The sequence below is a fragment of the Microbacterium hydrothermale genome, from assembly GCF_004854025.1.
Taxonomy (GTDB): domain Bacteria; phylum Actinomycetota; class Actinomycetes; order Actinomycetales; family Microbacteriaceae; genus Microbacterium; species Microbacterium hydrothermale.
The window spans coordinates 94,611-105,892 of the sequence record NZ_STGM01000001.1 but is presented as its reverse complement, the minus strand read 5'-3'; the positions used below and the strand labels follow the sequence as shown (position 1 = coordinate 105,892).

The 11,282-nt window shown below is 70.0% G+C and carries 12 protein-coding genes; 3 read left to right on the top strand and 9 right to left on the bottom strand.

What is annotated here, in order from left to right; all coding sequences use genetic code 11:
- Positions 1 to 9: 9 nt before the first annotated feature.
- On the top strand, positions 10 to 930 hold the full coding sequence (gene dapD, locus FB047_RS00490) for a 2,3,4,5-tetrahydropyridine-2,6-dicarboxylate N-succinyltransferase (RefSeq protein WP_136585305.1): 921 nt from the start codon (positions 10 to 12) through the stop codon (positions 928 to 930).
- 76 nt (positions 931 to 1,006) lie between these two features.
- Here the strand turns inward: dapD and FB047_RS00485 are convergent, their stop codons facing one another.
- The 7 genes from FB047_RS00485 to FB047_RS17140 form a co-directional block, all read right to left on the bottom strand.
- Positions 1,007 to 1,513, bottom strand: coding sequence for a hypothetical protein (locus tag FB047_RS00485; RefSeq protein WP_136585304.1), 507 nt, complete (start codon positions 1,511 to 1,513; stop codon positions 1,007 to 1,009).
- Position 1,514: 1 nt separating this feature from the next.
- Positions 1,515 to 2,276, bottom strand: a complete 762-nt coding sequence (ddaH, locus tag FB047_RS00480) for a dimethylargininase (RefSeq protein WP_136585303.1) — start codon at positions 2,274 to 2,276, stop codon at positions 1,515 to 1,517.
- 271 nt (positions 2,277 to 2,547) lie between these two features.
- On the bottom strand, positions 2,548 to 3,843 hold the full coding sequence (locus tag FB047_RS00475; protein WP_136585302.1) for a citrate synthase: 1,296 nt from the start codon (positions 3,841 to 3,843) through the stop codon (positions 2,548 to 2,550).
- A gap of 293 nt (positions 3,844 to 4,136) precedes the next feature.
- Positions 4,137 to 5,240: a succinyldiaminopimelate transaminase gene (gene dapC, locus FB047_RS00470; RefSeq protein ID WP_136585301.1), complete on the bottom strand. Its 1,104-nt coding sequence runs from the start codon at positions 5,238 to 5,240 to the stop codon at positions 4,137 to 4,139.
- A gap of 3 nt (positions 5,241 to 5,243) precedes the next feature.
- Complete coding sequence (gene fdxA / locus FB047_RS00465; protein WP_076676249.1) at positions 5,244 to 5,564, bottom strand: ferredoxin; 321 nt, start codon at positions 5,562 to 5,564, stop codon at positions 5,244 to 5,246.
- A 51-nt stretch (positions 5,565 to 5,615) separates the two neighbouring features.
- Entirely contained in the window at positions 5,616 to 6,014 is a 399-nt protein-coding gene (locus tag FB047_RS00460) for a DUF6113 family protein (protein WP_136585300.1), read from the bottom strand.
- Positions 6,015 to 6,261: 247 nt separating this feature from the next.
- Positions 6,262 to 6,786: a hypothetical protein gene (locus tag FB047_RS17140; protein WP_240752387.1), complete on the bottom strand. Its 525-nt coding sequence runs from the start codon at positions 6,784 to 6,786 to the stop codon at positions 6,262 to 6,264.
- On the opposite strand from FB047_RS17140, the gene FB047_RS00455 reads away from it, so the two are divergent.
- Entirely contained in the window at positions 6,701 to 9,181 is a 2,481-nt protein-coding gene (locus FB047_RS00455; protein WP_476703374.1) for an RCC1 domain-containing protein, read from the top strand. The two genes, FB047_RS17140 and FB047_RS00455, sit on opposite strands and share 86 nt — an antisense overlap.
- A 332-nt stretch (positions 9,182 to 9,513) precedes the next feature.
- Here FB047_RS00455 and FB047_RS00450 read toward each other — a convergent pair whose 3' ends face one another.
- On the bottom strand, positions 9,514 to 9,828 hold the full coding sequence (locus tag FB047_RS00450; RefSeq protein WP_136585298.1) for an AzlD domain-containing protein: 315 nt from the start codon (positions 9,826 to 9,828) through the stop codon (positions 9,514 to 9,516).
- Entirely contained in the window at positions 9,825 to 10,553 is a 729-nt protein-coding gene (locus FB047_RS00445) for an AzlC family ABC transporter permease (RefSeq protein ID WP_136585297.1), read from the bottom strand. Before FB047_RS00445 ends, FB047_RS00450 begins: the two co-directional genes overlap by 4 nt.
- Positions 10,554 to 10,618: 65 nt before the next feature.
- On the opposite strand from FB047_RS00445, the gene FB047_RS00440 reads away from it, so the two are divergent.
- Entirely contained in the window at positions 10,619 to 11,170 is a 552-nt protein-coding gene (locus FB047_RS00440; RefSeq protein ID WP_136585296.1) for a helix-turn-helix domain-containing protein, read from the top strand.
- Positions 11,171 to 11,282 lie beyond the last annotated feature (112 nt).

Sequence of the window (11,282 nt, the reverse complement as noted above, 5' to 3'; positions counted from 1 at the left end):
CCTGGGCCTGTGAGCAACGAACGACGCATCAGCGCTGCCGGCCTCTCGACGCGGACCACCGACGGGACGGTGCTCGACGCCTGGTTCCCGAAGCCGGTTCTCGGCGTCCCCGACGACCTGGATGCCGCGGCCGCGGCACTGGAGTCGTCGACCGGCCCCGACGAGCGCCGCGACGTCGTCGTGGAGACGGTCGCGTTGACCATCGACGCCGACGCCGCTCCCACCTCGACCGTCGACGCCTACCTGCGTCTGCACGCGCTGTCGCACCTGCTCGTGCGCCCCAACGACATCAACCTCGACGGCATCTTCGGGCACCTCCCGAACGTCGCGTGGACGAACGCCGGCCCCATGCACCCCGAGACCGCGGCGCGCATCCTCCCGCAGCTGAAGCGCCACGGCATCCAGCTGCAGGGACTCGACAAGTTCCCGCGCCTCACCGACTACGTCCTCCCCGCGGGAGTGCGCATCGCCGACGCCTCGCGCGTGCGCCTCGGCGCGCACCTCTCCCCCGGCACGACGGTGATGCACGAGGGCTTCGTCAACTTCAACGCCGGGACCCTCGGCGCCTCGATGATCGAGGGGCGCGTGTCGCAGGGCGTGGTGATCGGCGACGGCACCGACATCGGCGGCGGTGCCTCGATCATGGGCACCCTCTCGGGAGGCGGGACGCACCGCGTCTCGATCGGCGCGCGCACCCTGCTCGGCGCCAACGCCGGCATCGGCATCTCGCTCGGCGACGACTGCATCGTCGAGGCCGGGCTCTACGTCACGGCGGGGACCAAGGTGCGCGTGGGCGACGAGACGGTCAAAGCCGGCGACCTGTCGGGCCGCGACGGCATCCTGTTCCGTCGCAACTCGCTCACCGGTGCCGTCGAGGCGTCCGCGCGTGCCGGCGTCGGCGTGACGCTGAACGAGGCGCTGCACGCCTGAGGTCTCACCCGCTCGATCGACGACGCCGTTCCTCCCGACCGCGCTGCACCGCGGCACGCTTCGGGAGGAGCGGCGTTCATCGCTCCGCGTCGTCGCGCCGGGGCGGCCCCTCGCGCCGCTCCGCGAGCCGCCGCCTCGCGATGCGCAGCGCGTGCGCGGACGAGGCGACGAGGTCGGACGCGGAGTCCCCCTCGCGACGCAGCTCGAGGGCTCGAGCGAAGTCGTCGATCGCATCGCCGATCTCCCCCGCCGCCATCAGCACCTTGCCCCGGTGCTGCCGCATCACCGCCTCACGGGCCGTGTTCTCGGCCTCGCGCACGAGCTCGTCGTACTCGTCACGGGCGGCGGCGATGTCGCCGAGCGCGCAGAGGCAGTCCGCGCGCAGAGCGCGGCGCCGAGCGGTGGTCGCCGGTTCCAGCATCCGCAGCGCCCGTTCCGCATCGCCGCTCCACAGGGCCTCCACGACGTCGACGAGCGGATCCGCGCGCAGGCCGTGCCGGAAGGCCGCGGCATCCGTGATCCGCGGCCGCAGGTCGGCGCCGATCACCCAGCCGGGGCCGCCGGGGATCTCGTCGGCGTCCATCTCAGTCGCGGACGCGCACCGACAGGCACGTGACGCACCCCTCGAGCTTCTCGAACTCGCTCACGTCGACGGTGACGACCTCGAGGCCGCGCGATCGGTGCTCCGCGGCGGTGGCGGGGGCGTCCGCCGACATCAGCACTGTCTCGTCGTCGAGGACCACCACGGCCGTGCCGTGCTCCTCGGGGACGCCCGCGAACACCGGGAACAGCGAGGCGTCGTCGATCAACGGCTCGAATCCCACGACCGTCCCGTCGGGAAGAGCCGTCACCCCCGACTTCAGGTGCAGGACCTTCGTGACCGGGATCTCGCGCACCTCCCAGCCGCGCGGGACCAGCAGCCCGCGCAGTTGCTCGATGCCCGCGGCGTTCGTCCGCGACGAAGCTCCCACGTAGACGGTGCGCCCGACCTTCAGCGCGTCGCCCCCGTCGAGGGTGCCCGGCTCGTCGATCTCGGCGATCTCGATCCCGGATGCCGCCACCGCGACCCGCACGCTCTCGGTCTCGCCGCGGCGCGAGACGGCGCCCGCGCGGCACAGCACCGCGAGACGATCGAACATCATCACGGCATCCTCGACGAACACCCCGTCGGGCTGGTCGTCGGCCGGATCGATCTCGATGACCTCCCACCCGCGCGAGGCGAACACCTCGACGTAGGCACGCCACTGGGCGAGCGCGAGGGCCGCGTCGACGGGAACGCGGTCGAGATGGGTGAGCTCGCCCTCGGCGAGTCGCGACGACGGACGGCGGACGAACAGACGCGGCATGCCCCGACCCTAGCGGGTGGGGCGCGAGCGGTGCGGCCCTGGGGCCTCCCTGCCGCACCATTGCCCCCCCCTCGTCCCACTTATGACGGTGCTCGTCCCACTTATGGCTGGTCCAGGCGCCTCCAACCCGCCATAAGTGGGACGAGGTTCCACCCCCGGCCATCAGTGGGACGACGTTCCACCCCCGGCCACAAGGGGGACGAGGTCCCACCCCGCGCGCACAGCAAAGCGCCCCGCCCCTCAAGAGAGGGACGGGGCGCTTCAGGCCGGGTCAGACCCCGGGGTAGTCGCGCTCGGCGGCACCCGTGTACAGCTGCTGCGGGCGGCCGATCTTGGTCTGCGGGTCGGTGATGGCCTCGCGCCACTGGGCGAGCCAGCCGGGCAGGCGACCGATCGCGAACAGCACAGTGAACATGCGCGTGGGGAAGCCCATCGCCTTGTAGATGACGCCGGTGTAGAAGTCGACGTTCGGGTAGAGGCGACGCTCCTTGAAGTAGTCGTCCTCGAGCGCGATCTGCTCGAGCTCCTTGGCGAGGTCGAGCAGCGGGTCGCTGACGCCGAGCGCCTCGAGCACCTCGTCGGCGGCACCCTTGACGAGCTTGGCGCGCGGGTCGTAGTTCTTGTAGACCCGGTGGCCGAAGCCCATGAGCTTGACGCCCTCTTCTTTGTTCTTCACCCGCTCGACGAAGCGCTCGACGCTCTCGCCGGAGTCGCGGATGCGGCCGAGCATCTGCAGCACGGCTTCGTTCGCACCGCCGTGCAGCGGGCCGGAGAGGGCCTGGATGCCGGCGGAGATCGACGCGAACTGGTTCGCCCCGGTCGAGCCGACCAGACGCACCGTCGAGGTCGAAGCGTTCTGCTCGTGGTCGGCGTGCAGCATGAGCAGCAGGTCGAGCGCCTTCGTCATGACCGGGTTGACCTGGTAGATCTCGCTCAGCACGCCGAAGTTCAGCTTGAGGAAGTTGTCGACGAAGCCGAGGGAGTTGTCGGGGTACAGGAACGCCTGGCCGATGCTCTTCTTGTGCGCGTAGGCCGCGATCACGGGGAGCTTTGCGAGCATGCGCACGGTGTTGAGCTCGACGTGCTCGGGGTTGTGCGGGTCGGACTCGGCCTCGTAGTAGGTCGACAGGGCTGCGGTGGCGGCCGACAGCACCGACATCGGGTGCGCGGTCGGCGGCAGCGCCGAGAAGAAGCGCTTCAGGTCTTCGTGCAGCAGGGTGTGACGGCGGATGCGCTCGTCGAACGACGCCAGCTCGGATGCCGAGGGCAGCTCGCCGTAGATGAGCAGCCACGCGACCTCGAGGTAGGTGCTGTTCTTCGCCAGCTGCTCGATCGGGTACCCGCGATAGCGCAGGATGCCCTGGTCGCCGTCGATGAAGGTGATGTCCGATTTCGTCGACGCCGTGTTGACGAAGCCGTAGTCGAGGGTGGTGTGCCCCGTCTGCTTCGTCAGCGACGCGATGTCGATGCTGGGGACGCCGTCGGTGCCTCGCAGGACCGGGAATTCGGCGGTGGAGCCCCCTACCGTCAGAGTGGCCTTGTCCTGCTGCGTGCCCGCGTCGCTCACCGCGCCTCCTTGCGATTTCTGGTCGCCCATGTGGTCGATCGCGGGAGCTGCGGCACCCGCGGTCTTCTCGACCGATGGATGCCACGGGTATGGCCTCCGGGTCGGCACGCGCACGGAAGGTACCCGGACACAGTGCTTTTACAGCCTAGTAGGCACGCCGACGTACAGATGACATCGCCAAAGGATCGCCCCATCGAATGGAGGGATCCTCCTGATCAGCGGGCCGGATGCCGCTTCGCGCTCCGTGACCGCCCGGGCGGGTCGCTCCACTTGCTCCGTCGAGGGGAAGAGCCTCAGGAGATCAGGCGCTCCGCCGCCGCCGCGATCCGCTCGTCGGTCGCGGTCAGCGAGAACCGCACGTGATTCGGGAAGTGCGCCCCGTAGAAGTGCCCGGGGCCGACCAGGATGCCGAGATCGGCGAGCCGCCCCACGCTCTCCCACGCGTCCCGTCCCTCGGTTGCCCACAGGTACAGACCGCCCTCGCTGTGGTCGATCGTGAAGCCGGCGGCCTCGACCGCGGGCTTCAGCACCGCGCGACGACGCGCGTACAGCTCGCGCTGGGCCGCGACGTGGGCGTCATCTCCGAGGGCGACGGTCATCGCGCGCTGCACGGGCGCGGGAGGTATGAGCCCGAGGTGCTTGCGCCCGGTCAGCAGGCGCGCCACGAGAGCGGGGTCGCCCGCGAGGAACGCGGCGCGGTACCCCGCGAGATTCGACTGCTTGCTGAGGGAGTACACCGACACCACACCGCTGAGGTCTTCGCCCACCGCGGCCGGATCGAGCACGCTGGGCACCGGCTGCGCATCCCACGGAGCGTCCCAGCCGAGTTCGGCGTAGCACTCGTCGGAGGCCAGGACGGCACCGATCTCGCGCGCCCGGGTCACGGCATCCTGCAGCTCCTGCGTGGTCAGCACGCGGCCGTCGGGATTGCCGGGAGAGTTGATCCAGACCAGTTTCGTGTGCGCCGGCCACTCGGCGGGGTCGTCGGAGGCGACGGCCTCGGCACCGACGAGGCGAGCTCCGACCTCGTAGGTCGGATACGCGGCTCGGGGGTGCACCACCGCATCGCCGGGCCCGAGGTCGAGCAGCAGCGGCAGGAGGGCGACGAGTTCTTTCGAGCCGACCGTGGGGAGCACGTGCGACGCGTTCAGCCCCGGCACTCCGCGCCGACGGTGGTACCACTCGGCTATCGCCTCGCGCAGGGCGGGCGTTCCCGCGGTCTGCGGGTAGGCGTGGGCGTCGGTCGCGTCGGCGAGGGCCGCGGCGATGACCGCCGGCGTCGGATCGACGGGTGAGCCGATCGAGAGGTCGACGATCCCGTCAGGATGCCGCCGCGCGCGCTCCGCGTACGGGGCGACGGCGTCCCACGGGTAGTCGGCGAGGTCGGCGACGCCCACGGCTCAGTGGCTCTGCGGGGGCAACGACGAGACGACCGGGTGATCCTTCGCGATCACACCGACCTTGGCCGCGCCGCCAGGCGATCCGATGTCGTCGAAGAACTCGACATTGGCCTTGTAGTAGTCGGACCACTCTTCGGGCAGGTCGTCTTCGTAGTAGATGGCCTCGACGGGGCACACCGGCTCGCACGCACCGCAGTCGACGCATTCGTCGGGGTGGATGTAGAGCGACCGCTCGCCTTCGTAGATGCAGTCGACCGGACACTCGTCGATGCAGGCGCGGTCTTTGACATCGACGCACGGGAGAGCGATCACGTAAGTCACGGGTTCAGTCTAATCGCGACCGGACGGCGGGCCCCGCGCCGACCCGCGGGCTTATGATCCGCTCGGACGCGCGGGCGCCGGCAGCTTCGAGAAGTCGGGCCAGAGCGCGACGAGCACCATCAGCGCGGGGCCGACGACCGTCCACACGAGCGGGACCCACTCGGTGCCGGCGGTCGGAGCCGCGACGATCGCCGAGCCGCCCGGTCCGATCTGCGAGAACACGTAGGTCGCGAGGGTGATGCCGAGCCCGCCGGCCAGCGCGTTCACACGGTCACCGGTGAGGGTGCGCAGGGCGATCAACAGGGCCGCACTGCCGACCGTCGCCAGCAGCAGCCCGACGGGGACGGGACCGACGAGGAACGCCTGCGCCACGGTGCCGGCCGCACCGTAGAAGGCTCCGACGAGCAGCGCGACGATCCACCCGATGACGCGCAGGATGCCAGCTTTCACCGGCTCAGCTTAGACGGGTTCGCCTTGGTGACCTGTGAGGGAATTAGCGCCTCCGCCCGCAGGTGAGGATCTCGACCGAAAGGGGTGATCTGCGTCAACGGCCGACGTCCGTTCTCGCTTCGGCTCCCATCGACAGTCCGCACGTACGTGGCGCCTCACCCCATCCACGGAGGAATCGAGCAGCCCCGAACACGGACGGAAACGAGACAGCATCGCTCTGACCTCTCCTCACCCTTGGTCTCACATCTCACGCAGAGGAACTGATCGCCATGACATCGATTGCGCCCACGGACGCATCGTCCGCCCCCTCGCTCTCTCGCCGAACGGTCCTTGCGGGCGCAGCGTGGTCCGTACCGGTGGTCGTGGCGGTCACGACCACTCCGGCCTTCGCTGCCGCCTCGGGACAGACCACGATCGTCACCACGACACCCAACATGCAGGCTCCGGCCGCCGGTACCGTCACCGTCACCGCTGTCCTGACGAATGCATCGGGCGCCCCCGTCGCGGGAGAAGCCGTTTCGTTCACAGGCTCGGACGGAACGAGGTTCTCGCCGACGACCGCGACGACCGACGGCTCCGGTGTCGCCACGTCGACCCTCACGACCAACGGACCCTGGACCCCTCCCGGGACAAGCGTCACTGTCACGGCTCTGAGCAATGGAGTGTCGGGAACGGCATCTCTTACGATGACCGGCGCGAACGTGTACGCGACGGGACAGAATTTCGGCCCGAACAGCACGGGTACGGGCTCGCCGGAATCCAACGTGACCACCGCGACTCAGCTGGAACTGGTTTTTCCCTCCCCCGTTGTCTCGACAGCATCCGGTACCGATTACGCCCTCGCCCTTCTCCAAGACGGGACGGTCTGGAGTGTCGGCGGAAACGGAAATGGTCAGCTGGGCGACGGGACCACGACGGATCGCTCGACATGGGCGAAGATCCCCTCGCTTTCCGGTGTCACCCAGATCGCGGCCAGCGGGTTCTGGGCGATGGCTCTCCTGGGGTCGGGATCCGTGATGGCGTGGGGGTCGAACTCCAGCGGACAGCTCGGCGACGGATCGATCACCGACCGATCGACACCGGTGGCGGTGAACGGGATCTCGTCGCCGAAGCAGATCGGTTGCGGGTTCCGCTCCGGCTACGCCCTCCTGTCCGACGGCACGGTCCGCGCATGGGGGGCCAACAACTACGGCCAACTCGGGAACGGCGGAACGACCGCCAGCACGACCCCGGTGCAGGTGCTGACGTTCGGCGACGCGAAGCAGATCGCGTGCGGCAACCACCACGTCTACGCCCTCTTGGGAGGCGGCACCGTCGCCGCCTGGGGCTTCAACGAAGACGGGGAGCTGGGAGACGGCACCACGACCAATCGTCCGACCCCGATCACGGTCGCGAATGTCGCCGGTGTGACGCAGGTCACCTCGACGAACTACAGCGGCCACGCCCTTCTCAACAATGGAAAGGTCGTTTCGTGGGGCAGCAATAGCTCCGGCCAGATGGGCAACGGCACGGGGAACACCAACGTCCTCGACCGCAGCACGAACGCCGTCGTGGTGAGCGGGATCACCACGGCCACACAGGTGGCGGCCACGAACTCCTCCGTGTTCGCCTTGCTCGGCGACGGATCCATCAAGGCGTGGGGATCCAACACCGGCGGTCAGCTCGGCGACGGCACCACCACCAACCGCACGGTGCCGGTGGATCTGACCGGCGCGTCGGACGTGACCTCGCTGCCGAACACCAGCCTGGGCAACGCGCGATTCCTCGTGGTCGGTCCGCGCACGATCACGCTCGCCTCGCTCCCGAGTCCGCTGCCCACCGGGATCACCACCGGGATCTTCGCCACGATGACCGACTCGAAAACGGGCGCTGCGTTGAGCGGGCAGTCAGTGACGTTCGACACCGACCTGGGGTGGGTGTCTCCGGTGACGGTGGTGACCGACTCGTCGGGACGGGCCACCACCACCCTCGTCGCAGGCGATCCGTATCTCTTTCCGCAGACGACCATCACCGTTCGCGCGGGGAGCGGCGGGGTCGTCACGACGACGTCTGCTCCGCTCGTGGGGGCGAACGCCTTCGCGGTCGGCTCCAACGACACCGGCAACGTCGGAACCGCGGGTGGCGCCGGCACAGACTCGACGAGCCCGACCCTCACATCTCCCACCCAGCTCTCCAAGGTCTTCCCCTCGCCCATTCTCACCGTGGGGTCCGGCAACGGTTTCTCGATCGCCCTCCTCGAGGACGGCACCGTCTGGGGCGTCGGGAACAACGAGTCCGGCCAGCTCGGCGACGGAACAACGACGAGTCGCACCAGGTGGGCTCTCGTCAGCGGCCTGACGAACGTCACGGGGATCGCGGTGGCCGAGAGGCTCGTCTTGGCGGTCACGTCCTCGGGGGCGGTCTACCGATGGGGACAGGATCTGAACGGACAGAACAATTCGATAAACAGCACCCCCCAGCTCGTGGCCGGCATCACAACAGCTATACAGGTTGCTCTTGTCTGCAATGCCAGCCCGACCGGCAGCACGCTCATAGCACTGCTCTCCGATGGGCGCGTTCTCACCTGGGGCGGCGGAGCGTTGGGCGACGGCACGCGCGCGTACCGGACGACGCCGAGCCCGGTCACCGGCATCTCCACCGCGATCGCGATTGCGGGCGGAACGGCGACGGCTTTCGCGCTCCTCTCCGACGGCACGATCCGCTCATGGGGGAGCTCCACGGGCTCGAACCTCGGCAACGGGAGCACGACTTTCGCGTTCTCGCCGGTCACGGTGACGGGGATCTCGACGGCCACTGCGATCGCCGCCGGCGGGTACAGCACCTTCGCGATGCTCACGGACGGCACCATCCGCGCGTGGGGCGACAACGGTCAAGGTCAACTCGGTGACGGGACGACCACGACGCGCGGCACCCCCGCCGCGGTGGCGGGCATCTCCAGCGCGACGGCACTCGGCACCTCCTTCGCAACCGCATACGCCGTCCTCGAGAACGGGAGATCGGTCGGGTGGGGCGCGAACGACCAGGGCCAACTCGGTGACAACACCGGCGTGGCGCAGACGACGCCCGTGGCGTTCCCGCAGAGCGGCGGCAACCTCCCTCCCATTCGCTCCTTCGGGGTGAACAGCACCTCCAAGCGCGGCTTCGCGATCATCAAACCGTCCATCTGACCCCCGGGCACGAAACGACGGCGGCCGGGTGTCGCGCAGATCCTGCGCGACACCCGGCCGCTGTCGTTTCGCGACACGGTCGCGTCAGGCCGCCACTCCTGCCAATCGGAAGAACGGCGTCCTCAGCGCGACGAGGAGCGCCTCGCAACCGACGGCGGCGAGGATGAGCCCGACCGGACAGGCCCCGGAAGAAATGCCCGACGAACTCTGCCCGCCGTGCCGGGGGACACACCGATCGAGAGGGCGACGACCCAACCGACCACGCGCAGGTTGCCAGAGCCCACCACTTCAGTGCACCGGCGGCGGCGATGGCGGGCTGTGGGCGGTCCCGCTCACGCCGCCCAGCCCCACAACCGCAGCAGCGCAGCCGTCACGGCCGCAGCCGCGACGACGACGAGGAACGGCGCCCGCGCCCAGAGCAGCAGCGCGGCGACGCCCACCGCCGGCACCCGCGCGTCGACCACGATCGTGGGACCGGCGGCCAGCGTCTGCACCACCACGAGCGCCGCCAGAAGAGCGACCGTGAGCAGGTCGGCGATCCGCGCGGGGCGCGGGGCCTCGAGCCACTGCGCGGGGAGCAGGTACCCCACCGCCTTCAGGGCGACGCAGATGACGGATGCCAGCAGCACCGCGTTCCACAGGGTCACGGCATCCCCCTCTCTTCGAGCGTGCCCGGCGCGGCGGGCGTGGGCCGACGCGGGTCGAACAGCCCCACGGCGACGGCGACACCGGCCGCGGCGATCACCGGGATGCCGGGCATGAGCACGGGAGTGAGAAGCGCCGCGACGACGGCGGCGCCGGCCGCGACCGCGAGCGGCTGACGGCCGCGCAAGCGGGGCCAGAGCAACGCCAAGAACGCCGCGGCTGCGGCGGCGTCGAGGCCGTAGGCTCGCGGGTCGCCGAGCACGTCACCCAGCAACGCGCCGATGAGCGTCGACAGATTCCACCCGACCCAGATGGCGATGCCGGTGACCCAGAAGCCGGCTCGTCGGGCGCGCGCGGTGTCTTGCGAAAGGCCCACGGCGACCGACTCGTCGATGGTGAACTGCGTCGCCGCGGCCTTCCGCCAGAATCCGCCCGCGATCACCGGCGCCATCCGCATCGCGTAGGCGGCGTTGCGCACGCCGAGCAGTGCCGCCGACGCGATCGCCGCGGGCGCCGCGGCAAGACCGCCCGCCGCGATGACGCCGACGAAAGCGAACTGCGAGCCGCCGGTGAACATCAGCAGACTCAGCACGCAGGCCTGCCAGACGTCGAGACCGGATGCCACCGCCAGCGCGCCGAACGAGATCCCGTAGGCGCTGGTCGCGAGGGCGACGGCGAGGCCCTGTCGGGAGGCGACACCCTCGGGTGTTCGGTAGAACGAACGCATGGACATCATAGTGAACGAGGGAGCGGTGTTCGTCAAGTCGAACGGACGGTGAGCATAATGAACACATGACGGATCTCGGCAATCGGATCGCCGCGGCCCTGCGACGCGAGCGCGAGCGGCGAGATCTCAGCATCTCGGAACTCGCACGGAGAGCCGGGGTGGCCAAGGCGACCGTCTCCCAGCTCGAGAACGGTGGCGGCAACCCGAGCGTCGAAACCCTCTGGGCTCTGGCGACCGCGCTCGAGCTCCCCTTCGCCGTCCTGGTCGACGAGGGCGTGCGCTCCCCCATCCTGGTCCGCGCGGGCGAAGCGGCCACGGCGGTGCCGTCGTCGGCATCCGATTATCTCGCCGTGCTGCTGTCGGCGAGCCCGCCCCACGCACGGCGCGACATCTACCTGCTGAGCGCCGAGCCGGGCTCGCCACGGCTGTCGGACCCTCACCCGCGCGGGACGGTCGAGCACCTCGTGATGGTGACGGGTCGCGGCCGCGTCGGCCCGGCCGACGACCCGTACGAGCTCTCGCCCGGCGACTACCTGTCGTACCCCGGCGACGCGCCGCACGTCTTCGAGGCGCTCACCCCCGGCATGAGCGCGGTGTGCGTGGTCGAGTCGCACTGACGCCGGCGGGCGTTCCGACCGGAACGGACATGACGCAGGAGGAACGCCGGTAGCCGGCCCCGGCCGACGGGCCGGGCGGTGTACCCCGCCGCCGGATTCCTGCGTTGTGTCC

What these genes read in the sequence shown, in the direction of transcription:
- FB047_RS00455 (WP_476703374.1), top strand. Translation starts at nt 6,701, where the DNA reads ATGACCGGCGCGAACGTGTACGCGACGGGACAGAATTTCGGCCCGAAC.
- FB047_RS00485 (WP_136585304.1), bottom strand. Translation starts at nt 1,513, where the DNA reads ATGGACGCCGACGAGATCCCCGGCGGCCCCGGCTGGGTGATCGGCGCC.
- FB047_RS00445 (WP_136585297.1), bottom strand. Translation starts at nt 10,553, where the DNA reads ATGCGTTCGTTCTACCGAACACCCGAGGGTGTCGCCTCCCGACAGGGC.
- FB047_RS00440 (WP_136585296.1), top strand. Translation starts at nt 10,619, where the DNA reads ATGACGGATCTCGGCAATCGGATCGCCGCGGCCCTGCGACGCGAGCGC.
- ddaH (WP_136585303.1), bottom strand. Translation starts at nt 2,276, where the DNA reads ATGCCGCGTCTGTTCGTCCGCCGTCCGTCGTCGCGACTCGCCGAGGGC.